Origin of the sequence: Lysobacter sp. CA196, assembly GCF_052078695.1 — a bacterium.
Taxonomy (GTDB): domain Bacteria; phylum Pseudomonadota; class Gammaproteobacteria; order Xanthomonadales; family Xanthomonadaceae; genus Lysobacter.
In genome coordinates this window covers 89,614-115,904 of the sequence record NZ_JBQJIN010000002.1, presented here as the reverse complement: position 1 = coordinate 115,904, position 26,291 = coordinate 89,614, and the positions used below count along the sequence as shown (strand labels likewise).

At 68.3% G+C, this 26,291-nt stretch carries 24 protein-coding genes; 5 read left to right on the top strand and 19 right to left on the bottom strand.

All coding sequences use genetic code 11. The features are described 5' to 3' along the window. Positions 1 to 80: 80 nt before the first annotated feature. The 5 genes from ribD to glyA form a co-directional block, all read right to left on the bottom strand. Positions 81 to 1,193 (bottom strand): bifunctional diaminohydroxyphosphoribosylaminopyrimidine deaminase/5-amino-6-(5-phosphoribosylamino)uracil reductase RibD, encoded by a 1,113-nt coding sequence (ribD, locus tag ACTOWK_RS03210; RefSeq protein WP_441328754.1) that lies wholly within the window; start codon positions 1,191 to 1,193, stop codon positions 81 to 83. Beyond that, positions 1,190 to 2,038: a hypothetical protein gene (locus ACTOWK_RS03205; protein WP_441328753.1), complete on the bottom strand. Its 849-nt coding sequence runs from the start codon at positions 2,036 to 2,038 to the stop codon at positions 1,190 to 1,192. Before ACTOWK_RS03205 ends, ribD begins: the two co-directional genes overlap by 4 nt. 37 nt (positions 2,039 to 2,075) lie before the next feature. Further along, positions 2,076 to 3,272 (bottom strand): hypothetical protein, encoded by a 1,197-nt coding sequence (locus ACTOWK_RS03200; protein WP_441328752.1) that lies wholly within the window; start codon positions 3,270 to 3,272, stop codon positions 2,076 to 2,078. Between the two features lie 49 nt (positions 3,273 to 3,321). Further along, positions 3,322 to 3,840, bottom strand: coding sequence for a transcriptional regulator NrdR (gene nrdR, locus ACTOWK_RS03195; protein ID WP_441328751.1), 519 nt, complete (start codon positions 3,838 to 3,840; stop codon positions 3,322 to 3,324). A gap of 147 nt (positions 3,841 to 3,987) precedes the next feature. Then, positions 3,988 to 5,241: a serine hydroxymethyltransferase gene (glyA, locus tag ACTOWK_RS03190; RefSeq protein WP_441328750.1), complete on the bottom strand. Its 1,254-nt coding sequence runs from the start codon at positions 5,239 to 5,241 to the stop codon at positions 3,988 to 3,990. Positions 5,242 to 5,468: 227 nt separating this feature from the next. Here glyA and lpxO point away from each other — a divergent pair, with 227 nt between their 5' ends. From lpxO to pyrF, 4 genes are all read left to right on the top strand, one after another. Beyond that, positions 5,469 to 6,371, top strand: coding sequence for a lipid A hydroxylase LpxO (gene lpxO, locus ACTOWK_RS03185; RefSeq protein ID WP_441328749.1), 903 nt, complete (start codon positions 5,469 to 5,471; stop codon positions 6,369 to 6,371). A gap of 289 nt (positions 6,372 to 6,660) precedes the next feature. Next, on the top strand, positions 6,661 to 8,322 hold the full coding sequence (gene ettA, locus ACTOWK_RS03180; protein WP_441328748.1) for an energy-dependent translational throttle protein EttA: 1,662 nt from the start codon (positions 6,661 to 6,663) through the stop codon (positions 8,320 to 8,322). Positions 8,323 to 8,698: 376 nt separating this feature from the next. After that, the gene (map, locus tag ACTOWK_RS03175; protein ID WP_057916911.1) at positions 8,699 to 9,436 is read left to right on the top strand and encodes a type I methionyl aminopeptidase; all 738 of its coding nucleotides are present in this window, start codon (positions 8,699 to 8,701) and stop codon (positions 9,434 to 9,436) included. A gap of 186 nt (positions 9,437 to 9,622) precedes the next feature. Continuing rightward, the gene (gene pyrF / locus ACTOWK_RS03170; RefSeq protein ID WP_441328747.1) at positions 9,623 to 10,435 is read left to right on the top strand and encodes an orotidine-5'-phosphate decarboxylase; all 813 of its coding nucleotides are present in this window, start codon (positions 9,623 to 9,625) and stop codon (positions 10,433 to 10,435) included. Positions 10,436 to 10,447: 12 nt separating this feature from the next. Here the strand turns inward: pyrF and ACTOWK_RS03165 are convergent, their stop codons facing one another. Further along, a complete protein-coding gene (locus ACTOWK_RS03165) occupies positions 10,448 to 11,317 on the bottom strand; it encodes a hypothetical protein (RefSeq protein WP_441328746.1) in 870 nt (289 codons plus the stop codon). Positions 11,318 to 11,501: 184 nt separating this feature from the next. Here ACTOWK_RS03165 and ACTOWK_RS03160 point away from each other — a divergent pair, with 184 nt between their 5' ends. Further along, a complete protein-coding gene (locus ACTOWK_RS03160) occupies positions 11,502 to 12,467 on the top strand; it encodes an MBL fold metallo-hydrolase (protein ID WP_441328745.1) in 966 nt (321 codons plus the stop codon). Positions 12,468 to 12,519: 52 nt separating this feature from the next. Here the strand turns inward: ACTOWK_RS03160 and ACTOWK_RS03155 are convergent, their stop codons facing one another. From ACTOWK_RS03155 to gspE, 13 genes are all read right to left on the bottom strand, one after another. Next, positions 12,520 to 13,485: a glycosyltransferase gene (locus tag ACTOWK_RS03155; RefSeq protein WP_441328744.1), complete on the bottom strand. Its 966-nt coding sequence runs from the start codon at positions 13,483 to 13,485 to the stop codon at positions 12,520 to 12,522. Continuing rightward, a complete protein-coding gene (locus ACTOWK_RS03150; protein ID WP_441328743.1) occupies positions 13,469 to 14,308 on the bottom strand; it encodes a glycosyltransferase family 2 protein in 840 nt (279 codons plus the stop codon). Before ACTOWK_RS03150 ends, ACTOWK_RS03155 begins: the two co-directional genes overlap by 17 nt. A 271-nt stretch (positions 14,309 to 14,579) precedes the next feature. After that, the gene (gene gspD / locus ACTOWK_RS03145) at positions 14,580 to 16,829 is read right to left on the bottom strand and encodes a type II secretion system secretin GspD (protein WP_441328742.1); all 2,250 of its coding nucleotides are present in this window, start codon (positions 16,827 to 16,829) and stop codon (positions 14,580 to 14,582) included. Positions 16,830 to 16,838: 9 nt separating this feature from the next. Next, a complete protein-coding gene (locus ACTOWK_RS03140; RefSeq protein ID WP_441328741.1) occupies positions 16,839 to 17,657 on the bottom strand; it encodes a type II secretion system protein XpsN in 819 nt (272 codons plus the stop codon). After that, positions 17,647 to 18,312, bottom strand: coding sequence for a type II secretion system protein GspM (gene gspM, locus ACTOWK_RS03135; RefSeq protein WP_441328740.1), 666 nt, complete (start codon positions 18,310 to 18,312; stop codon positions 17,647 to 17,649). Before gspM ends, ACTOWK_RS03140 begins: the two co-directional genes overlap by 11 nt. Further along, positions 18,302 to 19,474, bottom strand: coding sequence for a PilN domain-containing protein (locus ACTOWK_RS03130; RefSeq protein ID WP_441328739.1), 1,173 nt, complete (start codon positions 19,472 to 19,474; stop codon positions 18,302 to 18,304). Before ACTOWK_RS03130 ends, gspM begins: the two co-directional genes overlap by 11 nt. Further along, positions 19,471 to 20,457: a general secretion pathway protein GspK gene (locus ACTOWK_RS03125; RefSeq protein WP_441328738.1), complete on the bottom strand. Its 987-nt coding sequence runs from the start codon at positions 20,455 to 20,457 to the stop codon at positions 19,471 to 19,473. The genes ACTOWK_RS03130 and ACTOWK_RS03125 overlap by 4 nt, the downstream gene beginning before the upstream one ends. After that, the gene (locus ACTOWK_RS03120; RefSeq protein ID WP_441328737.1) at positions 20,457 to 21,122 is read right to left on the bottom strand and encodes a prepilin-type N-terminal cleavage/methylation domain-containing protein; all 666 of its coding nucleotides are present in this window, start codon (positions 21,120 to 21,122) and stop codon (positions 20,457 to 20,459) included. The genes ACTOWK_RS03125 and ACTOWK_RS03120 overlap by 1 nt, the downstream gene beginning before the upstream one ends. A 29-nt stretch (positions 21,123 to 21,151) precedes the next feature. Next, positions 21,152 to 21,640, bottom strand: coding sequence for a type II secretion system protein XpsI (gene xpsI / locus ACTOWK_RS03115; protein ID WP_441328736.1), 489 nt, complete (start codon positions 21,638 to 21,640; stop codon positions 21,152 to 21,154). Then, positions 21,637 to 22,071 carry a type II secretion system protein XpsH gene (xpsH, locus tag ACTOWK_RS03110; protein ID WP_441328735.1) on the bottom strand — a complete coding sequence of 145 codons (435 nt, stop codon included), beginning with the start codon at positions 22,069 to 22,071 and terminating at the stop codon, positions 21,637 to 21,639. Before xpsH ends, xpsI begins: the two co-directional genes overlap by 4 nt. A gap of 151 nt (positions 22,072 to 22,222) precedes the next feature. Beyond that, entirely contained in the window at positions 22,223 to 22,657 is a 435-nt protein-coding gene (gene gspG / locus ACTOWK_RS03105; RefSeq protein ID WP_441328734.1) for a type II secretion system major pseudopilin GspG, read from the bottom strand. Between the two features lie 227 nt (positions 22,658 to 22,884). Then, positions 22,885 to 24,102: a type II secretion system protein XpsF gene (xpsF, locus tag ACTOWK_RS03100; protein WP_441328733.1), complete on the bottom strand. Its 1,218-nt coding sequence runs from the start codon at positions 24,100 to 24,102 to the stop codon at positions 22,885 to 22,887. Between the two features lie 139 nt (positions 24,103 to 24,241). Further along, positions 24,242 to 25,996: a type II secretion system ATPase GspE gene (gene gspE / locus ACTOWK_RS03095; RefSeq protein ID WP_441328732.1), complete on the bottom strand. Its 1,755-nt coding sequence runs from the start codon at positions 25,994 to 25,996 to the stop codon at positions 24,242 to 24,244. Positions 25,997 to 26,291: the final 295 nt, after the last annotated feature.

The following is a 26,291-nucleotide window of genomic DNA, read 5'->3' as shown; positions in this document are numbered from 1 at the left end:
GAAGCAGGAAGTGAGGAGCGCGAAGTCAGAAGTGAGTAAAGCGGCGCGCCGGGCTTTCGCTCACTCCTCACTACTCACTCCTAATTCCTAGCTTCATCCCCCTGCCGCGGCCGCAACAGCACCCGCGTGTCTTCGCCGATGCGGCGCACGTCGACCAGGTCGAGGCGCAGCTTGTCCTTCATCGCCTCGATGCCGAGCCCGTCGAACAAGGGCCGTGCGCTTTCGCCGAGCAACACCGGTGCGACGTACAGCAAGACTTCGTCGACCCAACCGCCGGCGAGGAAGGCACCGGCCAGGGTCGCGCCGGCTTCGAGCTGGATCTCGTTGACGCCGCGCTCGGCGAGCAGCTTGAGCACCGCTTCCAGGTCGATCCGGCCCTCGTGCATCGGCACCGCCGCGTGCTGGGCGGCGAAGCCGCGCGGCGGTTTGGCGTCGGGCGCGTGCAGGTACAGGGTCGGCGCATCGCCTTCGCGCACGCGGCCGCGCGCGACCGTGGCCAGGCCCGGGTCGAGCACCACCCGCAAGGGCGCGACGAAAGCGGTGTCGTCGCCGAGGCGCACGGTCAGGGAGGGATCGTCGGCAAGCACGGTGCCGGCGCCGGTCACGATCGCACCGGCGCGCGCGCGCCAATGTTGCACGTCCAGGCGCGAGGCCTCGCCGCTGATCCACTTGGATTCGCCGCTGGCGAGCGCGCTGCGCCCGTCCAGGCTGGTCGCCAGCTTGACCCGCAGCCACGGCCGGCCGCGTTCGATGCGCGAGAGGAAACCGCGATTGAGCGCACGCGCCTGCGCTTCCATCAGGCCGCTCGCGACCTCGATGCCGGCGGCCTGCAGCTTGGCGAAACCGGCGCCGTCGACCTGCAGGAACGGGTCGCGCATGGCCGCGACCACGCGTGCGACGCCGGCCGCGATCAAGGCCTCGCTGCACGGCCCGGTGCGCCCGGTGTGGGCGCAGGGTTCCAGGGTCACGTAGGCGGTCGCGCCACGTGCACGCTCGCCGGCCGCACGCAAGGCATGCACTTCCGCATGCGGCTCGCCGGCGCGCTCATGCCAGCCTTCGCCGACGACCTCGCCGCCATGGGCGATCACGCAGCCCACCAGCGGGTTGGGCTTGGTCGTGTACGCGCCTTTCTCGGCCAAGCGCAGGGCGCGGGCCATATGCAGGTGATCGGTGGCGGTGAATGGCGTGGTCATGGCGCGCGCTTGAAGTGGGTGGCGTCGGGGTAATCGGAGATCAGGCTGCGGTCGGCCTGCAGGGTCAGGGTCATCACGCCGCCTTCGGCCGCGCCGGTGGCCTGCGCATCGAACTCGATCAGGTACAGCAGCTTGGTCGGACCGTCCACCGTCAGCCAACGCGGCGTATCGGGCTGCTCGGGGAAGCGTACGCCGATCGCTTTCACCGCCGCATCGGCGGGCAAGCCGTCGAACTCGAACTCCCCGTCCGAGCCCTGCACCGTACTTTGCTCCACCACCCGGCCGTCGGCCATTCGCAACATGCCCTTGGCATCGCCCACCGCCAGACCATAGCGCGGCTCGTAGACCTTCAGCCGCACGGTCTCGCCGGGTCGACGCGACCGATGCGCCCACCAGCGCCCCATCGGCAGCAGACCCGCGTCCACCGCCTCCTGCAGGGTGCCGATGCCATCGCCACGCACCTTCTCCAGATCGGTTTCGGTCAACGGCGGCGGCAGCATGCGCTTGATGCCGTTCTCGCTGTCGGGCGCGCGCTCCACCAGCACGACGGTCTGCTCGCTGCGTTGCCAGCAGCCGGCCACGTCCATGCCGGGCATCGGCACGTCGCGCATGCGGAAGCTGCCGTCCTGGCTCAACTGCAGGCTCGGCGTCGTCTTCGCTTCGGTACCGGCATAAGCCCCCACCAACGCCGCGTCGGCCGGCTCGCAAGCGGCGACGGCGGACGTTGCCGGAAGCACGAAGCATGCGATCGCAGCGAGCGCGCTGGCATAAACCGCGGGGCCCGCGCGTCGCGTGACTCGCTCAAGGCCGGCCGACGCGGCCGAGGTCATGATGCGACCTCGCATGGCGATCTCATGGTGCATCGCATCCTCCTGTAGACACTCAATGCCGCATATAACGACCCGGGATCTGCGGCGCGATCAGACCGCCTTCGTCCTGGGTCAGGATCAGTTGTTCGAACGACGCGGGCATCGCCGCGGCGGTGTCGAGGCGGATCGCGAAAATGCGGCCTTTGCTTTCGTCCAGCGCCAGGGTTTCGCGCGGACGGTCGGCCGGTTGCAGGATCGCTTGAGTGAGTCGCACGCCGGGACGCTGCACCGCCAGGGCCCAACCGCCCGGACTGGTCTCGGTGCGCTCGCTGCGGCCGTCGGAATACACGAACTCGACGCCGATCCCCTGGGCGCGATAGCCGCGCTGCGGGTCGCCGATCACCACTGCATAGCCGCCTCGACCCTCCGCCTTGGCCGCCGGGTCCAGGCAGCGTTCGCGGTCGAATCGCGGAGCGGGCTGCTTGGGCATGGCGCGGCCCGCCGTCGCGTGCAGTGCGGCGACTTGCTCCAGCCTCTGCAGATAGGTCCGCACCGCGATATCCGCCGCCACCTCGCCGTCTTCGAGCACGCCGTCTTCGAGCATGCCGTCTTGTTCTGCGCCGTCATCATTCGCGTTAGCTGCAGCTGCAGCAGCCGCCGCATTGCCGAGCGGCGGCGCTTGCCAGGCTTTCGGTTTCGTCTGCGCAGCCGTCGCTTCCAGCGCCAGCCGCGACTGTTCGAGCGCCGCCAGGGCCGGCGCCAGCGATGCTTCGGCCGCGCTGCGGCCTGCGCGATCGGCCGGGGCGGCCTCGGGCAAGCTGGCCGCGAGCAATTCGGCATATTCGAAACCGGACCGGTAGGTCTTCAAGTAACCGCAGGCCTCTTCGATCAAAGTGTCCTGCCGTTCTACCGCGAACTCGTCCAGGCGCTTTTGCGCGTCCGCCGTCCAGGCGACGGTCTGATCGAGCGAGAACACCGTCTGGCCGCCCGCGGGTGCTTGCACGCTCAACACGATGCCGTTGCCGCCGACGTTCCATTGGCCGCTGGCGGACTCGACCATCAAGCCGTAGCTGAGGCTCCACTGGAAACGTCCATCGGGCTCGAGCACCAGCTCCGAGCCGGCGTCGTCGGCGCCTTCCAGGTAATAGTGGCCGGCCAGCGCCGCACGCTGCCGCTGCTCGATCGGATCGGCGGCCAAGGCCCAGCATGGCAGCAGGGCCAGCATCAACAGGGCGAGCGTCAGCAGTGCGGATCGGTATGCCTTCAACATGCGCGAACTCCCTTCGCCGCGTAACAGTGGCCCGCGCCGGCCGAAGCGCTCAGCGCTTCTTCTTGTCCGGACGCGGCTCGTCCTCGCCGAGCAAGGGCAGTTGCCCCTCGCCCGGTATGTCGCGTTCGAGCCGGTCGAGCTCTTCGCGGAAATCGGCGACGTCCTCGAACGAGCGATACACCGAAGCGAAACGCACGTAGCCGACGTGATCCAGCTTGCGCAGTTCGGCCATGACGAACTCGCCGACCCGGCGCGAGGCGAGCTCGCGCTCGGCGGTCATGCGCAGTTGGTGAACCACCGCGCGCACCGCCGATTCGATCTGTTCTTCCGAGACCGGCCGCTTCTGCAGGGCGCGGTCGAAACCGGCGCGCAGCTTGCGCGCGTCGAAAGCCTCGCGGCGGCCGTCGCCCTTGATGATGACCGGCAGCTTGAGTTCGATCGTCTCGATCGTGCTGAAACGCTCCCCGCACGCCTCGCAGACGCGACGGCGGCGGATCGTCGCGCCGTCGTCGGACACGCGCGAATCGATGACGCGGGTGTCCTGGTGCTGGCAGAAGGGGCAATGCATCAGCGCTCCACCCGGGACTCGGGATTCGGGACTCGGGACTCGGATGAAAGCTCGGCTGCGCCCTGCAGTCGTTGCCTGACGATACGCTCAGATTCGGGACTCGGCGCTTCGCCGAGTCCCGAACCCCGAGACCCGAGTCCCGAGGGCTTACTCATACACCGGGAACTGGGCGCACTGCTTGGTCACGTTTTCGCGGACCCCGGCGATGACGTTCTCGTCCTTCGGGTTGTCGAGCACGTCGCAGATCCATTCGGCCAGGGCGACGCAATCGGCTTCCTTGTAGCCGCGGGTGGTGACCGCCGGGGTGCCGATGCGCAGGCCCGAGGTGACGAAGGGCTTTTGCGGGTCGTTCGGCACGGCGTTCTTGTTGACCGTGATGTGGGCCAGGCCCAGCGCGGCTTCCGCGTCCTTGCCGGTGATGCCCTTGCCGATCATGTCGACCAGCATCAGGTGGTTCTGCGTACCGCCGGACACGATCTTGTAGCCGCGCGCGATGATGGTCTTGGCCATCGCCTGAGCGTTCTTGACCACCTGCGCCTGGTATTCCTTGAATTCCGGCTCCAGCGCTTCCTTGAAGGCGACCGCCTTGGCCGCGATCACGTGCATCAGCGGACCGCCCTGGATGCCCGGGAAAACGATGCTCTGCAGCTTCTTGACCAAGTCCTCGGACGGGTCCTTGGCGACGATGATGCCGCCGCGCGGGCCGCGCAGGGTCTTGTGGGTGGTCGAGGTGACGACGTGGGCGTGCGGCAGCGGGCTCGGGTAGACGCCTGCGGCGATCAGGCCGGCGACATGGGCCATGTCGACGAACAGGATCGCGCCGATCTTGTCGGCGATGGCGCGGAAACGCGCCCAGTCGACGACCTGCGAATAGGCGCTGAAGCCAGCCACCACCATCTTCGGCTTGTGCTCGACCGCCAGGCGCTCGACTTCGTCGTAATCGATCAGGCCCTGGTCGTTGACGCCGTACTGCACAGCGTTGAACAGCTTGCCGCTGGCATTGACCTTGGCGCCGTGGGTGAGGTGACCGCCGTGAGCCAGGCTCATGCCGAGGATGGTGTCGCCCGGATTGAGCAGGGCGAAGTACACGGCCTGGTTGGCCTGCGAGCCCGAATGCGGCTGGACGTTGGCGTAATCGGCGCCGAACAGTTGCTTGACGCGGTCGATCGCCAACTGCTCGGCGATATCGACGTATTCGCAACCGCCGTAGTAACGCTTGCCCGGATAGCCCTCGGCGTACTTGTTGGTCAGGACGCTGCCCTGGGCTTCGAGGACGCGCGGGCTGGCGTAGTTTTCCGAGGCGATCAGCTCGACGTGGTCTTCCTGGCGACGGACCTCGGCGGCGATGGCCTGGGCGAGTTCATCGTCAAATCCGGCAATACGGGTGTGGCTCGGGAACATTACGCGGCCTCGGGAGGGGAGAGAACGGACGGGAGGGAGGGGGAACCTCGCATCAGGCCGGGCCGTATGGATCCGCGGGCGGGCTTGACGTAAGACTTGAAATGTTAGCCTAGGGGCGTATGGCGGCCAACCGCCAAAGCGGGGCTGCCACCGGCCCCGGTGCCGACGGACAATACAGCCTGCGCGCTCCGTCGCCTCCCCCTGCCTTGCTTCTGGATGTCCCGACCGTGAAATGGGTCTTCGTTTTCCTGTTCCTCGCCAGCGCGGTGTATGTGCACCTGCGCGGCCGCGTACGCCACCGTCTTGGCCGCCAATTGCTCGATCATTCGACCTTCATGGCGCCGATCAACGTGCTGATGTACGCCTGTTCGCGCGTGCCGACCACCGCCTTCCTGAGCCCGGACCAGCACTTCCCCGAGCTCGAACCGCTGCGCGCGCGCTGGCGCGACATCCGCGCCGAAGCCCTGCATCTGCGCGCGATCCAGCAGATCAAGGCCGCCGACGGCTATAACGATGTCGGCTTCAATTCGTTCTTCCGCCGCGGCTGGAAGCGCTTCTACCTGAAGTGGTACGACGACGCCCACCCCTCGGCGGCCGAGCTGTGCCCGGTCACCACCGAACTGCTGCGGCAGATCCCGGGGGTCAAGGCGGCGATGTTCACCGAGCTGCCGCCCGGCGGCGAGCTGCGCCCGCACCGCGACCCCTATGCCGGCTCGCTGCGCCTCCACCTGGGCCTGGACACGCCCAACGACGACGCCTGCTTCATCGACGTCGACGGCACCCGCTACAGCTGGCGCGACGGCGAGTGGACCATGTTCGACGAGACCTATATCCACTGGGCCCAGAACGGCTCCGAGCAGAACCGGATCATCCTGTTCTGCGACATCGAACGGCCGATGCGCTGGGGCTGGGCGCGCGGCCTGAACCGGTTCATCGCCAAAAACCTGATCGCCGCGGGCGCCTCGCCGAACATGGAAGGCGACAAGACCGGTGGCATCAACCGCCTGTTCAAGTACTTCTACGCCCTGCGCCTGAAGACCAAGGCCCTGCGGGCGCGCAGCAAAGGCACGTATTACGCGCTCAAGTACGCCCTGGTCGCCGGCGCGATCGCGCTGATCGTCTGGCTGTAACCCCATCGGCGAAGCTGAACCCAGGCACGGCAGGGCTTTCGAGCTTTCCGACCCTGCCCGCAACGAGGCGCCGGCCGTCTGAGGCGCCGATCCGGCCGCCGTACCGCCCCGGCGGCCCTTTCCGGGCCTCGCCAGCGGGGTCTCGGCGGTTCCCCGTCCCGCTACATCCGTGCCATCCCGCCGGCCCTCGCGCTGGAACGCAGCCAGCGCCTGCGGGATAATCGCGGTTTCCCGCCCCGCCCCAGGCCATCCTCGGCCCGGCTCGGCGCGTCCATGCTTCGGAGCCCGCATGCAATACATCTACACCATGAACGGCGTCAGCAAGACCGTGCCGCCGAAGCGTCAGATCATCAAGGACATCTCGCTGTCGTTCTTCCCCGGCGCCAAGATCGGCCTGCTCGGCCTCAACGGCGCGGGCAAGTCGACGGTGCTGAAGATCATGGCCGGCGTCGATACCGATTTCAGCGGCGAAGCGCGCCCGGCCACCGGCATCAAGGTCGGTTACCTGGCCCAGGAACCGCAGCTCGACCCGACCCAGACCGTACGCGAAGCGGTCGAAGTGGGCGTCGGCGACGTGCTCAGCGCGCAGGCCGCGCTCGACAAGATCTACGAGGCCTACGCCGAAGAAGGCGCCGACTTCGACAAGCTCGCCGCCGAACAGCAGCGCCTGGAAGCGATCCTCGCCTCCGGCGATGCGCACACCCTCGAGCACCAGTTGGAAGTCGCCGCCGACGCGCTGCGCCTGCCGCCGTGGGACGCGATCATCGGCAAGCTGTCGGGCGGCGAGAAGCGCCGCGTCGCGCTGTGCCAGCTGCTGCTGCAGAAGCCCGACATGCTGCTGCTCGACGAACCCACCAACCACCTCGACGCCGAATCGGTCGAATGGCTGGAACAGTTCCTGGCGCGCTACACCGGCACCGTGGTGGCGGTGACCCACGATCGCTACTTCCTCGAAAACGCCGCCGAGTGGATTCTCGAACTCGACCGCGGCCGCGGCATTCCGTGGAAAGGCAACTACACCGCGTGGCTGGAGCAGAAGTCCGAGCGCCTGAAGCAGGAAGAGTCCGGCGAAAAGGCGCGCCAGAAGGCGCTGGCCAAGGAACTGGAATGGGTGCGCAGCAACGCCAAGGGCGGCCGCAGCAAGGGCAAGGCCCGTCTGGCCCGCTTCGAGGAACTCAACTCGGTCGAATACCAGCGCCGCAACGAAACCAACGAGATCTTCATCCCGCCGGGCGAGCGTCTCGGCAATTCGGTGATCGAGTTCAAGAACGTCTCCAAGTCGTTCGGCGACCGCCTGCTCATCGACGACTTGAGCTTCATCATTCCGCCGGGCGCGATCGTCGGCATCATCGGCCCCAACGGCGCCGGCAAGTCGACCTTGTTCAAGATGATCACCGGCCAGGAAACCCCTGACACCGGCGAGATCGCCAAGGGCCCGAGCACCAAGATCGCCTACGTCGACCAGAGCCGCGACAAGCTCGAAGGCAACCACAACGTCTTCCAGGAAGTGTCCGGCGGCGCCGACATCCTCAACATCAACGGGGTCGAGATCCAGTCGCGCGCCTACATCGGCCGCTTCAACTTCAAGGGCCAGGACCAGCAGAAGCTGGTCGGCACGCTCTCGGGCGGCGAACGCGGTCGTCTGCACCTGGCCAAGACCCTGCTGCAGGGCGGCAACGTGCTGCTGCTCGACGAACCGTCCAACGACCTCGACGTCGAAACCCTGCGCGCACTCGAAGACGCGCTGCTGGAGTTCCCGGGCTGCGCGGTGGTCATCTCGCACGACCGTTGGTTCCTCGACCGCATCGCGACCCACATCCTCGCCTTCGAGGGCGACTCGCATGTGGAGTTCTTCCAGGGCAACTACCGCGAGTACGAGGACGACAAGAAGCGTCGCCTCGGCGAAGAAGGCGCACGTCCGCACCGCCTGCGCTTCAAGGCGCTGAAGTAAGGTCCCGGGCCGCCCGCGCTCAGCGCGCGGGCGGCTTGGCCGCATCGACCCTGTCGACGATGCAGCTGTCGTTCGCCCTCTCCGAGGGCCGTGGTGCTGCCGCTGTCGGCCATCTTCGGCCTCTCGATCGGCATCGCCCGGTTCGAAGGTCTCGCTGCGATCGCGATCTTCGTCATGTTGTCGGGCTCGTTCGTCGCCGCCTTCATGCCGGCTTTGCACACCAGCCTGGAGGACAGTGCGATCATCGCCTCGATCACCACCGTCGCCAGCGCGGCGATGGCGATGCGGGTCCGCGCACTGGCCTCAGCCCAGGCCCGACGATGCGCACCGACCGATCGCCGCCGCCCAGCCTCCCCCACCGACCGAGGAGCGCATCATGACCGTCGAACAAGCCTACGAACTCGAAGGACTGCGCCGTGCGGGCGCGTTGGTCTCGGGCATTCTCGCGACCATGCGCGAAGCCGCGGTGGCTGGCGCGGTCTCGCGCGACCTCGATGCGATCGGCGCGCAGATGATGCGCGCGGCCGGCGCGCGCTCGGCACCGGCGCTGACCTACGACTTCCCCGGCGCGACCTGCATCAGCATCAACGCGGTCGCCGCGCACGGCATTCCCGACGGCAGCGTGTTGCGCGACGGCGACCTGGTCAACATCGACGTCTCGGCCGAACTCGACGGCTACTTCGCCGACACCGGCGGCAGCTTCGTGGTCGGCACCGCGAGCGAGGCGCAACAGCGCCTGCTCGATGCCACGCGCGAAGCCCGCGATGCGGCGATCGCGCAGTTGCGCGCCGGCAACCTGATCAACAGCATCGGCCGCACCGTCGAAGGCATCGCCGCGCGGCGCGGTTTCCGGGTGATCCGCAACCTCGGCAGCCACGGCGTCGGCCGCTCGCTGCACGAGGCGCCCGGCAGCATTCCCGGCTACTACGACCCGCGCGACACCCGCCGTCTGCACGACGGCATGGTGATCACGATCGAACCCTTCCTGGCCACCCATTGCACCCAGGTCGACGAAGGCGACGACGGCTGGGCGATGCGTTGCCGGCGCGGTTATGCCGCGCAGTTCGAACACACCGTGGTCGTTACTCATGGGGCGCCGATCATCGTTACTTAAGGGATTCGGGATTCGGGACTCGGGGACTCGGGACTCGGGACTCGGGATTCGGGATTCGGGAAGCGGGAAGCGGGAAGCGGGAAGCAAATCGCAGCGGGGGGATAGGACTCCTGCGGCGGCGTTGAAAACGAAACAGGCGCGTTCGTAGTCCACCTAAACACGGCATCACCACGAGGAAGGGTATCGATGAGCTTCATGCAGGCATTGCGTCAACGTTGGCAACAGGCCGGCACTCTGGTCTGCGTCGGTCTCGACCCCGAGCCGGCGAAGTTTCCGGCGCGTTTCGCCGGCGATGCCGATGCGGTGTTCGCCTTCAATCGCGACATCATCGACGCGACCGCCGAATACGCCTGTGCGTTCAAGCCGCAGATCGCTCACTTCGCCGCGCTCGGCGCCGAAGACGCCCTCGCCCGCCTGGTCGCCTACGCGCACGCGAACCATCCCGGCATCCCGGTGATCCTCGACAGCAAGCGCGGCGACATCGGCAGCACCGCCCAGCATTACGTCACCGAAGCCTTCGACCGCTACGGCGCCGATGCGGTCACCGCCAACCCCTATCTCGGCCGCGATTCGGTCCAGCCCTTCCTCGACCGCGCCGACCGCGGCGTGGTGGTGCTGTGCCGCACCTCCAATCCCGGTGCCGGCGATCTGCAGGACCTCGACGTCGCCGGCCGCCCGCTGTACCAACACGTCGCCGAGAAGGTCGCACGCGAATGGAACGGCCACGGCAATTGCGCGCTCGTGGTCGGCGCGACCTGGCCGTCGCAGTTGCGCGAAGTGCGCGCGATCGTCGGCGAGGTGCCGTTCCTGGTGCCCGGCGTCGGCGCGCAAGGCGGCGATGTCGAAGCGGTGGTGACGAACGCCAAGACCGCCGACGGCACCGGCCTGATGGTCAGCAGCTCGCGCGCGATCCTCTACGCCTCCAGCGGCGACGACTATGCCGCCGCCTCGGCCGCGGCGGCGAAATCCCTGCGCGACGAGATCAACCGCTACCGCTGAGCTACCGCCTGACTAGCTGGCGAACACCTGCAGCCCGCCGTCGCGATGGGTGAACAAGGCGCGCGACAGGTTGTAGCTCGACGACAGCGCGATCTCGTCGGCGATGTCGCGCAACGAGGCGACGCTGTCGTCGTCCTCGCTGCCGCACAGCATCAGCTCGTCGCGCGCGGCGATCGCGAACACCGGGTCGCCCTTGATCTCGATGCGATCGCGCCAGTGATCGAACAACAGCACCATGCTGGCGTCGTAGTTACGGTCGAGCCGCGCGACGTAGCGCCCGCCGCCGCCCTGCACGTCGAGTTCCGGCAGGAACCGGGTCAGGTTGTCGAGCGCCTGGGTATACAGGCTCTCGCGGTCGAGACCGCGCCGCTCGGCCTCCGACGGCGACAGGAAACTCATCGAATCCGGGGTGTCCTCGACATAGGTCAGGACCAGGTCGCCGGCCAGGGGCTCGACGATGAAGGGCAGCATCGACTCGGTGCCGAACGAGCGCGCCTGCTGCAACGCGGTCTCGTGCCAGCCGCGCGTCTTCAGCACCGGCAGGATCACCGCGTTCGCGGCCTCGGGCCCGCTGACGAAATCGCGCTGGATCGCGCGCGCGCCGGCCAATTGCTCGGCGAAGATCGCGTCGAGCTCCTGCGGCGCGCCGAGATAACGCAGGTAACTGTTGCCGAGGAAGTGGGTGGCCTTGAAGCCGTCCGGCAGGTGCCAGTCGACCCGGGTATCGGCCGTCGCCGCGCCATGCCCGATCTCGACCCGGGCCTCGGGCCAGGCCGTGCGCACCGCCGCGGCGTAGCGCTCGGCGAAGGTCACCAGATCCATCGGCGCCGCATGTTCCGAACCGGTTGGCTTGCTGCCGAACAGCTTGCTGAAGATAGACATGACCGACTCCCTGTCGATTGACCGACCCCCTGTGGTCGCCCGACCGACTATACGGCCGGGTTCGAGCCCGCAACGGCGCGACACCGCATTTTCCGACTGGCGGCACAGGCGGCGAGCGAGCGCCGCCGCAGAAGCGTCTGCTCCGATGTGACTTGGCCCGGGCCCGAGGCATTAGGCTGTGCGCATGGCCGCCATCGATACCCTGTCCCGCAGACGTTTTCTCGCCGCCACCGGTGGCTTGGCCCTCGCCGGGCTTGCCGCGCCGAATGTTCGCGCCGCGCTGGCCGAGTCCGCCGCGGCGTCCCGGCGCTCGCGCCTGATCCTGCTCGGCACCGCCGGCGGCCCGACCCCGAAGGCGCTGCGCGCGGCGCCCGCGCAGGCGGTGGTCGTCGACGGCGCGGTCTACATCGTCGACTGCGGTAACGGCGTCGCAAGGCAGATGGCCCTGGCCGGACTGGCGCTCGGCGCGATCCGCGAGGTCTTTCTTACCCACCACCATTCCGACCACAACGCCGACTACGGTAACCTGTTGTTGTTGGCCTGGGCCGCCGACCTGCGCCGGCCGGTCGGCACCTGGGGCCCGCCGCCGCTCGCACGCATGACCCGGCGCTTCCTGCAGCTCAACGCCGAAGACATCCGCACCCGCATCGCCGACGAAGGACGCCCGCCGCTGGCGCCGCTGATCCGTCCGCACGAACTGCGCCGCGGCGGCGTGGTGATGCAGGACGAACGAGTCAAGGTCACCGCGGCCCTGGTCGATCACCCGCCGATGGCGCCGGCCTTCGCCTACCGCTTCGACTGCCCGGACCGCTCGATCGTGTTCTCCGGCGACACCCGGCCGTCGCCGGCCCTGGTCGAACTCGCCCGCGATGCCGATGTGCTGGTGCACGAGGTCATGTACCTGCCCGCGCTGGAACGCCTGATCGCCAGCGAAGCCCAGGCCGAGCGCTTGCGCCGACACCTGCTCGACAGCCACACCACCACCGAGCAGGTCGGCCGCCTCGCCACCGAAGCCGGAGTGAAGACCCTGGTGCTGAGCCACTTCGTTCCGGGCGGCGACCCCTCGCTCACCGACGAGGTCTGGCGCGACGCGGTCGCACCGCACTACGCCGGGCGCCTGGTGATCGGCCGCGATCTGATGGAGCTTTGAGGCCTGAGGCTCGACAGCCCTCAGCGATGAAGCATCGACGCAACGCTGCTGCTCAACGCCACCACGCGCGCAAAGCCGCGACCGGGAAACGCCCCCAGATCGCCGCGAATACGCCGGCACGCACCAACGGGCCGCGCCGCGCCGCTTCGAACTTGCGGAAATAGCGCCACAGGCCACGATGCTTGTGCCACTCGACGAAGAACGGCCGCGAGCGGCTGGATACGCCGCGCACGTGCACGACGCGGACCCGATTGGCGACCGCGACGACCGCACCGGCTTCGCGCACGCGCCGGCACAGGTCCAGGTCTTCGGCGTGCAGGCGATAGCCCTCGTCGAAGCCGCCGATGCGAGCGAATAGTCGCCTCGGCATCAGCATCAACGCGCCCGAGGTCGCCTCGACCTGCTGCACGGCCTGCGCATCGTCCGGCGCGACCGCCATCTTCGGCGCCGCCCACGGACGCAGCACGCCGGCCAGCATCGCGCCGAAATCGGGGTCGCGGCGGCGCACGGCGACATCGCGCTCGCCTTGTTCGTTGATCAGGTCGGCGCTGAGCAAGGCCTCTCCGAGCGGCACCGCCAAGGCATGCAGTTGCAGCAAGGTATCGCGCTCGACCATGCAGTCGGGATTGACGAAGACCAGCCAGTCGTCCTCGTCCGCCGACGGCTCCAGATCGGCCACGCCCTGGTTGCAGCCGACCGAAAAGCCGGGGTTGTCCGGGTTGGCGATGAAGCGCAGGCGCGGGTCGGCGGAGGCGTGGCGCTGGACGATGTCGAGGGTGCCGTCGTCGGACTGGTTGTCGACGACGCGGATCGCCTGGATGCCGAGGCTGTCGCGCAGCCGGCTCAGGCATTCGTCGATCGTCGCCGCGCTGCGGTAGGTGACCACGATCGCCTTGAGTGCTGGTTCGTTGAAAGCTGGCTCGTTGAAACCTGGCTCGTTGAGAGCAGGCCCGGTGACAGCCGGCGCGCGCTCGCCGGCGCCGATGCGCGCCTGGCCGGGGTCAGAGGAAGAGATCACGTTGCGGTTCCGGTGGGCCGACGCGGTCGAGGCGTTCGGCGAGTTGTTGGCGCAGGTCGCGCAGAGGGTCGTGCATGAGGAAGTTCGCCAGGCGCGCATGCCAGTCCGGCCAGCGCGCGGCCAGCGCGTCCATGTCGCCGTCGCCGGGCCGGCCTTCGCCGCCGCGCGCGACATAGGCGGTATCGCACAACACGTTGCGCCAGCCCAGTCCGGACAGGCGCAGGGACAGATCGGTCAGGGCCGCATACCAGGAACCGTAGCTCGCCGCGTCGAGGCCGCCGGCTCGGCGGCGCGCGCTGCCGCGCAACAGCACCGCATGGCCGATCGCGGCCGGCAGTTCCGGGTGCAGCGCCGGCATCTGCTGCAAGGCCCGCGACAGGCGTTCGGCGTCTTCGGCATCGGGCAAGGGGGAGATTTCGCCGATCCTCGGCCAGGCCGCGGCTTCGCCGGCGTTGCACCAGGGCGTGGCCGAGGCGATGGCGCCGTCGGCGGCCAGGCACGCGCTCATGCGCGACAGCCAGCCCGGCGCCGGCACCGCGTCGGGCGCGAGCACCGCCACGTCGGCATCGCCACAGACGCTCAGCACTTCATCCAGGTGGGCGACCTCGCCCAGGCTGCGCTGGCGGCGGCTGTAGTCGGCCTTGAGCGCGGTGCGCTTGAGCCAGCGCTCGACGATCGCGTAGCCGCGAGGCCCGGCGCGGGCGTCGTCGGCCAGCCATACCCGCGCACCCGGCGGCGTGCACAGTTCCAGTGCGGCGAGGCAGGCATCGAGTGCGTCGTCGTCGGCACCGACCGGCACTACGACGATGGGCAATTCAGTCATGGCGGGGTTCTATCACGAAGCCGCATGGTCCCATAGCCGGCCGGGCAAGGGAGTGTTCGTCAAGGCGGTCGTGGGCGGCGGGCATGGTCCGAGGTATTCGACCCGATGCCGGGTCACGACGGCGTGGTCGCCGCGCCGGCGACCTGCAGAACAATGGAGGCAGCAAGCCGGCGACGATCCACAAAGCAATGAGGCCGGCAAACCGGCGGCGGCCCGCAAATGCAATGGGGCCGGCAAGCCGACCCCATGCAAACACTGCGCAGCGCGAGGCTTACTTCCTCGGCTTGGGCTGCCTGGGTTGCAACGGTTCCATGGCGCGGAAGCGACGGCTGTACTCATCGGTCAGGTCGCGCGATTCCTGCGGGTTGCGCACCAGAGTCGGGGTCAACAGGATGATGGTCTCGCGACGCGTGGTCGCCGACTTCTGCGTGCCGAACAGTGCGCCGAACACCGGGATGCGGTTCAGACCCGGCAAGCCGCCCGAACTGCGTCGGGTTTCGTCGTTGATCAAGCCCGCGAGCATCACCGTCTCGCCGCTCTGCACCGCCGCCTCGGTCTTGAGCTTGCGGGTGTTGACGGTAACGTTGGGGCTGTTGTTGTTGAGCCGTGGGCCGACCGAGCTGACTTCCTGGACGATGTCCATGAACACCATGCCGTCGCGGCTCACCCGCGGACGTACCTTGAGGATCACGCCGGTATCGAGGTACTGCACCTGGCTGACGGTGTTGTTGTTGCCGGTGCCGGCGTTGACCGAGACCGATTCGATCGGGATCTTGGTGCCGACGTTGAGCGAACCCTCGGCGTTGTTGCGCACCAACAGCGACGGCGTCTGCAGCATGTGCACGTCGGTGACCGCATCCAAGGCCTTGAGGATGGCCGCGGCGTTGTTCTTGATCAGAGACCACGACAGACCGTCGCCGGCGACGCCGCCGATGCTCGCCGCAACCGTGCTCCACTTCGGCGGCACCGCCGGATTGGTGCTGCGGTTGAGGTCGCCGAAGCCGTTGTCGATGGTGGCGCGGTCGAGGAACCACTTCACGCCGTACTCGAGCGTACCGTTGAGTTCGACCTCGGCCACCTGCGCTTCGATGTGCACCTGCATCGGCATGACGTCGAGCTTCTCGATCACGCCGCGGATCGACTTCCAGGCCTGCGGGCTGCTGCGCACCAGGATCGAATTGGTTTCCTCGACGGCGGACACGCCGACCTTGGCGCCGTCGACCTCGAGCGTGACCGTGCCGTTGCCGGACTGGCGCGAGCCCAGCGATGCGCCGCTGCCGAGGCCGCCACCGCCGGAGTCCGAGCCGCCGTCGCTGCCGCTCTTGCCGATGTCGGCACTGGAGCCGTTGTCGCTGTCGCGCAGCTCGACCGATTCCAGCCCGGGCATCAGCGAAGGCGCGCCGTCGCCGCCACCGCCGTTGCCGCTGCGGTTGGAGCCGTACACTTCGGCGAGGCGGTCGGCGAGGTCCTTGGCCTTGATGTATTTGAGTTCAAGGGTGAACAACTGGACGTTGTCGCCGGCGCTGTCGATGCGGTCGAGCCAATCCTTGATGTCGTCGAGGTAATCGGCCTGCGGCGTGATCACCATGACCGCGTTGGCGCCCTCCAGCGGCATGAAACGGAACATGCCCGAGACCGGCGACTTGCTCTGTTCGCCGAACACTTTTTCCAGGTCGGCGACGACCTTGGTGGCCTTGCCCGACTGCAACGGGAACACGCCGACCGACATGCCCGACAGCCAGTCGACGTCGAACACTTCGATCGTGCGCAGGTAGTTTTCGAGTTCGGCGCGGGTGCCGCCGACGCTGATCACGTTGCGCGAGTTGTCGACGGTGACGATCGCGTTCGGACGCGCGTACGGCTTGAGGATCTTTTCCATCTCGGTGGCCGAGATGAACTTCAGCGGCACCGTGCGCACTTCGAAGCCGCGCGCGGCCGTGGCCGAGCCGGTGCGCGGCGCGACGTTGCCGGCCAGGGCCTGGTCGGACGGAACGATGTTGTAGCGACCGCCGGTGTAGACCAGGCGCGCGTTGTTCCAGCTCAGCACCATCTCGAGCAGGTTCAGCGCCTCCGCGGCGCTGACCGGCTTGGGCGTGCCCAAGGTCACGGTGCCCTGCACGCCCGGTGCGATCACGTAGTTCTGGCCCAGCATGTCGCCCAGGATGGCCTTGGCCACCGCATGCACCGACTCGCCTTCGAAATTGAAGGTGGCGGTGCCGTTGGTCGCGCCCAGGCCCGGCGGCGGCGCCGCGGCGGCGCTGCGGTTGATGACCTGGCCGGTGCCGCGGCGGATCTGCGCCTTCGGCCCCTCCTCGTCGACCTGCCCTTCCAGCGGCTGCTGGACGACGCCGTCGCGGACCAACCTGGCGCGGGCATCCTCGCCCTTGGGTCCCTTGAGGGAGGCCGGGTCGCCGTTGCGCTGCACTCGCGGCGACATCACGCTGGCGCACGACGCCAGTTGCGTGGCGATGATCGCCGCGGCGAGGGCGTGGGTGGCGTATTGCTGAGGACGTAGCTTCATGCGTTCACTCTACGGCGTGTTGGCCGGTGGTTGAGCGGCTTGTTGCTGCCGCAGTTGCGCGCGACGCGCTTCGATCCGCTTGCGGATGGCTTCCATCTGCGCCTGCTCGGTGAGCGGCGCGGATGCGTTGTTGTCGGTCTGTCCGGCTTCGTTGGGCTTGGTTTGCGGGGGCGGGGGCTGCGGCACCTGCGAAATATTCGGGACGCGATTGGGCTGCGGCGACGGCGGCGGCGGTATCGACGGCGGCGCAGGCACCGGACGCACGCCCGGTTGCGGCGCGCTGCCCGGCTGCGGCGCGGCGACCGCGGTCGGCGGTTCGCCGCCCTGGCCGTTGAACACGCGCAGGTCGAGTTCGCGCCGGCCTTCCGGCCCTTCGAACACGGCCCGGCGCGGCTCCAGCGAGGTCAGGCGCCAGGCCGGGTGCGACTCGGGCACTTCGCCGAGCTTGACCCGCACCGACTCGCTGCCGTCGGCCGGCTGCAGGAAGGCCATGGACAGCTGCGGAGTGATCAGCACGCTGGTCAGCAGGTAGTCGAATGCGGCCGCCTGGTTCTCGCCCTCGCCCTTGCCCTGCATGAAGAAGGGCTTGGGCCGGCGGTCGTCGACGAACAACGGGCGCGCGGCGATTTCGCTGTACTTGGTCAAGGGGCCGAGCGCGTCGGTGGCGCTCTTGCGCACCTGCGGCAGGGCCTTGACCAGGCTCGGGTCTTCATCGAGCGGATCGACGCTGCGGCCCATACCGGCAAGCGCCAGCACCCAGGTCAACAGCGCCCAGCCGGCGGCGGTGGCCAGCAGCCAGGTGCGCGGGCTGGCGTCGTCAAGGCGCATTGGGAGTCACCGCCGGTGCGTTGGCATTGGAAGCGGCGGCCGGCGCCGGGCTCGGCCGCAGGTAGCCGTACAGATCGAAACTGACGTCGAGGCCGCCGTCGTTGGCCGGGCCGGCGGTGCCGGGCACGAAATAGCCGCGCGTCGACAGCAGGTTGAGGTTGCCGACGAACAAACGCGGCGAGCCGCTTTCGAGCGAATACAGCACCGCCGCGGTTTCGGGCGCGCCGCAGCGCAGGCGCACTTGCACCACCACGCGCGCGTAGCGGTCGCGCCGCGGCTCGGCCAGCGGCGAGCGATTGACGATGCCGCAGCTGCGATTGCCGGGGCTGGCCTGCAACACCACCGTCTCCAGGCGCTGGACCAGGCCGGCGGTGGCGAGTTCGGCGGTGGCCTCGGGCAGGAAGCCGGGACGGCTGGCCTGCTGCTTGCGCACTTCTTCCAGGCGCAGGCGGATCTGCGGCGCCTGCTTGAGCTCCATGCGTTGGCGCAGTTCGCGCTCTTGCAGACGGTCGATCTGCTCGCCGGCTTCGATCATCGGCACCGTCCACCACGGATGGACCAGCACCGCATAGGCGATCGCCAGCGCGGCCAGCAGCAGGCCCAGCGCGAGCCAGCGCTCGCGGTCGGCGGCCCAGGTACGCCAGTTACTGCTCACGCGCGGCCTCCGGGGTCTGCGGCTTGGGCGGGCCGATCTCGGCGGTCAGGGTGAAACGGTCGCGGCTGGTCGCCGGGTCGGGCTGGACCGCGCCGGTCAAGGCTGGCGAGCGCCACAGCTTGGTGCCCTGCAGCTTGCCGATCAGCGACGAAGCCTCGCGGCTCAAGCCGATCATCAGCAGGCTTTCGTCCTCGATCGCGAGCTTCTCCAGATAGGTCGAATCGGGCAGGCGACGGCTGAGTTCGTCGATCACCTCAACCGTGCTCGGGCGCGCGGCGCGGGTGCGGTCGAGGAAGGCCTGGCCGTCGATCAGGTCGACCAGCAGCTGGCGCTGGGTCGCGGCCTGGCGCGCGGCGTTGGCGTTCCTGGCGATGGTCTGCTGCAAGGTCTGGGTGGCCTCGCGGCGGTTTTCGAGCACTTGCCACATCGCCGCGGCGAGCGCGAACAGGGCGACCGCGGCCAGGGCCAGGTTCCAATAACGGAAGGGGTCGCTGCGGGTACGACGCTGCGACGGCGGCAGCAGGTTGACCCCGAGCGGCACGCCGTCGGCGCCGGCCACCTCGATTCCCGACAGGGTCGAGGCCAGCGGACCGATCGCGGCGAGCTGCGGGTCCAGCGATTGGCGCGGCACCGCCACCAGTTCGGCGTCGAGCTGGCCGTCGCCGTCGCGGCGGGCCAGCACGCGCGCGTCGTAGGCGACGGCATCGGCGGTGAAAGGCGTTTGGCGGTCGATCTCGAAACCGACCACGTCGCGCAGGCGGTCGGCCGCGGCGGCCGGCAAGGTCAGGCGCCGGCGCAGGCTCGCGGCCGGCGGCAACAACAGCCAACGCGGCAGCTCGCCGACGCGCGGCGGCAGCAACGGCGCCAGCGGATCGGCGGCGATGGCGCCGGCCGGTGCATTCAAATCGGCCAGGCTGGGCAGCACCGCGAGGTCGCGCACTTCGTTGGCCTGCTGCAGACGCAGGCGCACGCTGTCGCCGTCGACCTGCAACAGCAAGCGGCCGCGATCCACGCCCAAGGCCTGGCGCATGCGCAACGGCAACCACGAGGCCAGGGTGCGTCCCCACCACGAAAAGAAGCCGCCCGCTCCGGGTGCGAAGCGTGCGCTCAAACGTCTGAACCGGTTTTCCCCCAACCGGCTTTCGGCAACCTGCGAGTTCATCGTGACGAAGCTCCCTCCTCCCAACGCAGCGGTGTATAGGCCATTCCGGGAACGGAACTCCCCCCTGCACGCACAACCACCCGCAACACCGATTCACGACCATCCGCTAGCCGTGCGCGGCTGTCGATACTATAGGTGCCGCTGCGTTCGCCGACGAGACCGGCGAGTTCGCCGCCGACTTGCGCACCCGTCAACTGTGACCCGGGCGGCGTTCTGCGCCGTTGCTCGATGAGCTGTGCGCCGTTCATCCCCATAGCATCGAGTACTTCCTTCGCTGCGAATGCCGGTTCGGGACGCGTACGGCCGCTGTAAACCGTGACCAGCGGCTCGATCTTGGCATACAAGGCCGGCGTCATGCCCAGCACTTGTTCCAACTCCGCAACGCTTTCGAATTCGGCATCCTTGGCGCCGTAAGCGCGGCCGGCGGACGCGTAGTCGGCGTCTTCGGCGCCGCCTGCGGGTTGGGTCAAGGTGTCGGCGTCGCGCCAGTCGAGGATCGCCGAGGCCAGGCGCGCGGCCTCGCCCTGTTCCATCCCGCCCACGCCCTGGATCAACGCGGTCAGCAAGGCGATATCGCCCTGGTTGAGGTCGACCTTGCCGTTCTCGTCGACGATCTTGATCTCGAGCTTGGCCTCGCCGAAGCGCCACGGGTTCGGGCGTCCGTCGGGCTGCCATTGCAGTTTGGTGTCGGTCATCGCCACCCGCGTCATCGCGTATTCGAGCCCGGCGCGGGCGGCGTTCTGCGCTACCAGGCCGCGCACCAGCACCCGCCCTTGCAGGTTCTCGGTGCGCGCCGACAGCGCAAATGCGCCAATCAGCGCAGTCAGCAACGCGATCACCCACAGCACCAAAAGCAGCGCCGCACCACGCGATCGTCGAGACGCGGTTGCCGCATCGCGACGTTTTCCAATGCAGACCGGCCGCTGCGCCGCGCGCCGCGCGATGCCCTCTGCTGTCGTCCTCGTTGCTCGGACCGTGCGCATCACAGCTCCGGCACGAAGCCGCCGGCCGTCGCGCTGGCCAGCGGCAGAGACACCACCAGCGGCGGCCAGGCGCGGCCGTCGCGGTCGGTGAGTGTGACTTCTACGAACAACGGCAGTTGCTCCGGCGTCTGCCAGCGCTCTTGCCACTCCCCCAGTTCGCCGCGTTGCGGATCCATGGAGCGATAACGGAAGCGCGCCGACTTCAGGCCCTCGACCAGCAGCTCGGGCGGACGCTCGCGTGCCTCCTTGATGGTTTCGCCGGCCAGCACCATCGACAAGGAGAGCAGGATGCGCGCCTGGTCGCCATCACCTTCGATCACGAAGTCGTGCAGGTACGGCCCGCCCTGGCCCAGGTAATCGGGCAGGTCGGCGACGAAACGCAGGCGGTCGGGTTCGCCGACGAAGCGCTGCGGCACCGCGGTGCTTTGGTCGAACGCGAACGGGATCGGCCGGGTCGCGGCGATGCGCTTGCGCAAGAAGCCTTCGACCGCGCGCTCGCGTTCGCTGCGTTGGGCCAGAGCCTCGGCGCGCGTGGCGGTCTTGGTCGCCGCCGACAAGGTCGCGAACGCGAGGGTCAAGCCGGCGACCAGCAAGACCATCGCCAGCAACACTTCGATCAAGGTGAAACCGCGCGCACGGCGATACGACGGCGGGACGGCCTGCATCGCCCTCATCGGCCCGGCCATGCGCGCCATCAGAACTGCACCTCATTGGAGGCGGTCGCGCTGCGCAGGGTGCGCAGCAACAAGCGCCGACCGCCGCCGCCCTCGCCCCACTCCACCGCCAGCTGGACTTCGAACAAGCGCATCGCGTTCGGATCGATCGGCTGCGACGAGGCCGGCATGGGATCGCGCCACGGCGCCACGCCGAGGGTCCAGCGATAGCGGCCGTTCTCGAACTCGCCGCTGCGTTGGCCGGGCTTGAGCGGCTGCCCGACCCCGACCTGGTCCATCAGCGATTGCGCATACAGCGCCGCGCGGCCGGCGTCGCTGGACCAGCGCACCTGGCGCGTCGCGCCGGACAAGGTGCCGAGCAACAAGGTCAGCGCCATCGCCAGCAAGGCGAAGGCGACGATCACTTCGAGCAAGGTGTAGCCGCGTTCGCGCGACGACGGCGCGCGACCCAGCGCGCCGAAACGGCGCAAAGCACCGGCCGAGGCGGCGGGCAGCGCAGGCGCGCTCATCGCGGCGCCTCGCCGCGCTTGAGCTTGACCTCGCCGGTCAGCCAGGCGACATCGACGTTCCACGCCGCCTGTTTGACGCTGAGCTTGACCCGCCCGCCGGTGGACGCGCCGTCGGCGAAGAACACGATCGCGCCCTCGCCGCGACGCGGCTGCACTTCGCGCGCACCGGTGAAAGTCACCCCGACCGCCTTGGGAATGTCGCCGCTGCGCCCGTTCGGCGCGGTCCAGGTGTGCGCGGCCGGATCGATGGTGAACTTCTGCGAACGCCCGGTCGAGATCGCCTGGCTGCGGGTATAGCGCAGTTGCGAGGCGACTTCCTTGGACGCCGAGCGCAACTGCATGCCGCTCAGGCCACCGCTCATCATGCCGACGGTCAACACGCCGATCGCCGCGATCAGGGCGATCACCAACAGCATTTCCAGCAGCGACATGCCGCGCACCGAAGCCGGCCGCGGCGGGCCGCTCGCGCGGCTCGCACCCACGGCGCACGCAGGAGCGCGCCGGACGGCGTTCGCCCCGGCCCGGTCCCTCCGCCCTCCGGCGGAGGGCCTGTGCCGCAGGCGTTTCATCGCAGGCGCTTACTCAGTTGTTCTTGATGTCGCCGTCGACGCTGCTGCCGCCGGCCTTGCCGTCCTTGCCGTAGCTGACCAGGTCGTAGGGACCGCTTTCGCCCGGCTGGCGGTACTCGATGGCATGACCCCACGGGTCCTTCAGCTCGGTGTCCTTGGCGTACGGCCCCAGCCAACCGTTGGCGTCGGCCGGCTGTTTGACCAGTTCATCGAGCGAACCCGGCAGGCGGCCGGTGTCCATCTGGAACGAGTCGATCTTGCCGGCGAGGGTCTGCACCTGGCCCTTGGCTAGGTTGTAGTCGCCGCGGTCCTTGCCGCCCAGCACGCGGTTGCCGACGAAGGCCAGAACTGCGCCGATCAGCACGATCACGATGATGATCTCGATCAGGCTCATACCGCTCTGGCCGGCCGGGGACGGGGAACGGGTAATCGAACGGGGATTGCGCATCTCAGTGATCATCCATAGTGGTGGGTTCTGGACCGATGTTGTGCTTCAACGGACGAGCGATGGCAACGGGGTCGACCGGCTGTCCGCATCCGAAGATTGCATAGGATTCTGTTCCGCGCCGATTGGCGAAGTTCGCGCGAATCGGGTTCCGGTACAGCCGGCGTTCAAGCGAACGGCATGAACGGGCGCCCCGGGAGCACGGCAGGCGAACGCGACCGGCGCCATGCTCAACCGATCGCATTGGTGAGGTCGTACAAGGGCAGCAGCACCGCCATCACGACCGTGGCGACGACGCCGGCCAGCACCACCGTCACCACCGGGACCAAGGCGGCGAGCATGCGGTCCAGAGCCATGCCGGTGTCCTGCTCGAAGGTCTCGGCGGTCTTCATCAGCATCGCGTCGAGCGCGCCGGACTCCTCGCCGACCTGGATCATCTGCAGGGCCAGGCGCGGGAAACGCTTGCCCTTGCCGAGCGCGGTCGACAGCGCGACGCCGTTCTTGACGTCTTCGCCGGCGGCGTCGACGTCGGCGGCGAGGATGCGGTTGTTGAGCACGTTGCGGCCGATGCCGATCGCAGTCATCAGCGGCACGCCGTTGCGCACCAGGGTGCCGAGCGTGCGCGCCAGGCGGGCGGTCTCGATCTTGCCGATCAGCGGGCCGACGAACTTGCGCTTGAGCAGCCAGGCGTCGAGCGCCTCGCGGAACGCCGGGTCGCGGCGCTTGCGGTCGAACCAGAGGAAGCCGACAGCGGGAATCGCAATCAACACGATCCACCAGTCGCGCACGAACAGACCGAGCCAGAGCACCACCTGGGTGAACATCGGCAGTTCGGCATCGAGGCTTTCGTACATCGCGCCGAACTGCGGCACCACGTAGCCGAGCAGGAACATCAGGCTCACGCCGACCATGACCATCAGGATCGCCGGATAGATCAGCGCGTTGATGACCCGGCCCTGCAGCACGCGGCTGCGTTCGAGGTAGTCGTCGAGCCGCGACAGGGTCTCGTGCAGGTTGCCGCCGGCCTCGCCGGCCCGGACCATGTTGATATACAGGCGCGAGAAGGTGCCATGCTGGCGCTCCAGCGCCACCGACAGCGAGGTGCCGCCGCGCACCGCGTCGCGGATGTCGGCGACCGTGCTCTTGGCGGTGTCGTCCTCGGGCAGGTCGAGCAGGATGGTCAGCGCGCGGTCCAGCGGCTGGCCGGCGCCGAGCAAGGTCGACAACTGCTGGGTGAACTGCACCAAGCGCGCCCCGGTGAAAGGCTTGGGCTTGAACAAGGCCTTCCACGACGAAGACGCCCCGGCCTCCGAGGCCAGCTTGGCCTCGACCGGCAGGTGACCCTGTTCCTGCAGGCGCTGCACGACTTCGGTACCGCTCGCGGCCTCCATCTGGCCATCGAGCAGCTCACCGCGCGCGTTCAGGGCTTTGTAGTGGTAGAGGGGCATCGATGGGGACTCGGGACTCGGGACTCGGGACTCGGGACTCGGGACTCGGAATCAGGATCGCAGCAACGGGCGAGGACACACGCGAGTCGGGCTCTTGCGAGTCCCGAGTCCCAAGTCCCGAGTCCCGCTGCTCCAGCGCTTACGCATCCTCAGTCACCCGCAACACTTCCTCGATCGTGGTCTGTCCGGCGAGCGCCTTGACGATGCCGTCCTCGTACATGGTGCGCATGCCGGCGCTGTCGCGCGCGATCTGCTCGATCTCGCCCATGCCGGCGTGACGCATCACCGCGCGGCGCAGTTCGTCGTTCATGACCAGGAATTCCATGATCGTGGTGCGGCCGTGGTAACCGCTCGGCGCCAGCGCCGAAGCGCGCGGGCGGAACAGGTAGATATCGCCCTCAGGCTGATAGCGGCGCAGGTTGAACTTGTCGATTTCCTCGGGCGAGGCGAGGTATTTCTCGGCATGGGTCGGTTCGAGACGGCGCACCAGGCGCTGGGCCAGGATGCCGTTGATCGTCGAGGTCAGCAGATAATCCTCGACGCCCATGTCGAGCAGGCGGGTGATGCCGCCGGCGGCGTTGTTGGTATGCAGGGTGCTGAGCACCAGGTGGCCGGTCAACGCCGACTGGATCGCGATGCGGCAGGTCTCCAGATCGCGCATTTCGCCGATCATGATGATGTCCGGGTCCTGGCGGACGATCGAACGCAGCGCATGCGAGAAGTCGAGACCGATCTGCGGCTTGGCCTGGATCTGGTTGATGCCTTCGATCTGGTACTCGACCGGGTCCTCGACGGTGATGATCTTGACGTCGCTGGTGTTGAGCTTGCTCAGCGCCGTATATAAGGTGGTGGTCTTGCCCGAACCGGTCGGGCCGGTCACCAGCATGATGCCGTGCGGCTGGTCGAGCACCTTCTGGAACTGCGGCAGGAATTCGTCGGTGAAGCCGAGCTTGTAGAAATCGAACACGACCGTCTCGCGGTCGAGCAGACGCATCACCACCGATTCGCCGTGCGCGGTCGGCACGGTGCTGACGCGCAAGTCGAGCTCCTTGCCCTGAACCCGCAGCATGATGCGGCCGTCCTGCGGCAGGCGGCGCTCGGCGATGTTGAGCTTGGCCATGATCTTGATGCGGCTGATCACCGCGGCGGTGAGGTTGGCCGGCGGGCTCTCGCCCTCGGCCAGCACGCCGTCGACGCGATAGCGCACTTTCAGGCGATTCTCGAACGGCTCGATGTGGATGTCCGAGGCACGCAGCTCGACCGCGCGCTGGATCACCAAATTGACCAGCCGGATCACCGGCGCCTCCGAGGCCAGGTCGCGCAGATGCTCGACATCGTCAAGATCGCCCGCGCCCTCGCCTTCGGCGGTCTCGACGATCGCGCCCATCGCGCTGCGGCCCTGGCCGTACCAGCGCTCGACCAGGTCGCCGACCTCCGAGCGCAGGGCCACGTAGGGGCGGATCTCGCGCTGAGTCGCCAGACGCAAGGCGTCGAGCTGGTAGATGTCCTGCGGGTCGGCCATCAGCACGTCGACGTGGCTTTCGCCCTCGGCGACCGGGCAGACCGCGAACTGCTTCATGAACTTGGGCGTCAGCGCCACCCCCTCGGGCGGCAACTCGGGCGCGTCCTTGATGCTGACCAGGGGCAGCTCCAGTGCCGCGGCCACGGTTTCGGCGTGATCGCGCTCGGACACCAGCCCCAGCCGCGCCAATAGCGCGAGCAGACTGCCGCCGGTTTCCTCCTGGAGCCGGCGCGCACGCGCCAGGTCGGGCTCCTTGAGGCGCCCCTTCGCCAGCAAGGCGTCGACGATACGGAGATCGACCGCGGCCTGGGCGTCCCCGCTCGCCGGTACAGCGTTGGCGGTCGGTTCGTTGGATGTGGCTACTGCGTTCACGTCACCCTCCTGCGCGTGATCCCCGGACTTTAGCAGTTTCGTTCGCAGTCTCGACCAGCCCTGAACAGCGCCGGTGAGCAACGGTGAGAAAGGCACAGTCGTCGAAGCGAGATCGAGGATGCCCGGCGCGAGTCGCAGGGCTTCGGATTCATGAACAGGGGCGAGTAAGGACTGAAAGATCAGTCACATTTTATTCGTGCGGACGCCATCGGCCGGCCATGCGGTGGCAGTGGAGCTGTGCTAATCGGCGCTGTGCTAATCGGCCATGTGACGACACCGTCCTTGGACATCTACC

What these genes read in the sequence shown, in the direction of transcription:
- xpsF (WP_441328733.1), bottom strand. Translation starts at nt 24,102, where the DNA reads ATGCCCCTCTACCACTACAAAGCCCTGAACGCGCGCGGTGAGCTGCTC.
- ACTOWK_RS03150 (WP_441328743.1), bottom strand. Translation starts at nt 14,308, where the DNA reads ATGACTGAATTGCCCATCGTCGTAGTGCCGGTCGGTGCCGACGACGAC.
- ACTOWK_RS03125 (WP_441328738.1), bottom strand. Translation starts at nt 20,457, where the DNA reads ATGCGCACGGTCCGAGCAACGAGGACGACAGCAGAGGGCATCGCGCGG.
- ACTOWK_RS03205 (WP_441328753.1), bottom strand. Translation starts at nt 2,038, where the DNA reads ATGCGAGGTCGCATCATGACCTCGGCCGCGTCGGCCGGCCTTGAGCGA.
- ACTOWK_RS03160 (WP_441328745.1), top strand. Translation starts at nt 11,502, where the DNA reads ATGGCCGCCATCGATACCCTGTCCCGCAGACGTTTTCTCGCCGCCACC.
- nrdR (WP_441328751.1), bottom strand. Translation starts at nt 3,840, where the DNA reads ATGCATTGCCCCTTCTGCCAGCACCAGGACACCCGCGTCATCGATTCG.
- ettA (WP_441328748.1), top strand. Translation starts at nt 6,661, where the DNA reads ATGCAATACATCTACACCATGAACGGCGTCAGCAAGACCGTGCCGCCG.
- glyA (WP_441328750.1), bottom strand. Translation starts at nt 5,241, where the DNA reads ATGTTCCCGAGCCACACCCGTATTGCCGGATTTGACGATGAACTCGCC.
- map (WP_057916911.1), top strand. Translation starts at nt 8,699, where the DNA reads ATGACCGTCGAACAAGCCTACGAACTCGAAGGACTGCGCCGTGCGGGC.
- ACTOWK_RS03120 (WP_441328737.1), bottom strand. Translation starts at nt 21,122, where the DNA reads ATGCAGGCCGTCCCGCCGTCGTATCGCCGTGCGCGCGGTTTCACCTTG.
- ACTOWK_RS03130 (WP_441328739.1), bottom strand. Translation starts at nt 19,474, where the DNA reads ATGAACTCGCAGGTTGCCGAAAGCCGGTTGGGGGAAAACCGGTTCAGA.
- gspD (WP_441328742.1), bottom strand. Translation starts at nt 16,829, where the DNA reads ATGAAGCTACGTCCTCAGCAATACGCCACCCACGCCCTCGCCGCGGCG.
- ACTOWK_RS03200 (WP_441328752.1), bottom strand. Translation starts at nt 3,272, where the DNA reads ATGTTGAAGGCATACCGATCCGCACTGCTGACGCTCGCCCTGTTGATG.
- xpsH (WP_441328735.1), bottom strand. Translation starts at nt 22,071, where the DNA reads ATGTCGCTGCTGGAAATGCTGTTGGTGATCGCCCTGATCGCGGCGATC.
- ACTOWK_RS03165 (WP_441328746.1), bottom strand. Translation starts at nt 11,317, where the DNA reads ATGTCTATCTTCAGCAAGCTGTTCGGCAGCAAGCCAACCGGTTCGGAA.
- pyrF (WP_441328747.1), top strand. Translation starts at nt 9,623, where the DNA reads ATGAGCTTCATGCAGGCATTGCGTCAACGTTGGCAACAGGCCGGCACT.
- gspG (WP_441328734.1), bottom strand. Translation starts at nt 22,657, where the DNA reads ATGCGCAATCCCCGTTCGATTACCCGTTCCCCGTCCCCGGCCGGCCAG.
- ACTOWK_RS03140 (WP_441328741.1), bottom strand. Translation starts at nt 17,657, where the DNA reads ATGCGCCTTGACGACGCCAGCCCGCGCACCTGGCTGCTGGCCACCGCC.
- xpsI (WP_441328736.1), bottom strand. Translation starts at nt 21,640, where the DNA reads ATGAGCGCGCCTGCGCTGCCCGCCGCCTCGGCCGGTGCTTTGCGCCGT.
- ribD (WP_441328754.1), bottom strand. Translation starts at nt 1,193, where the DNA reads ATGACCACGCCATTCACCGCCACCGATCACCTGCATATGGCCCGCGCC.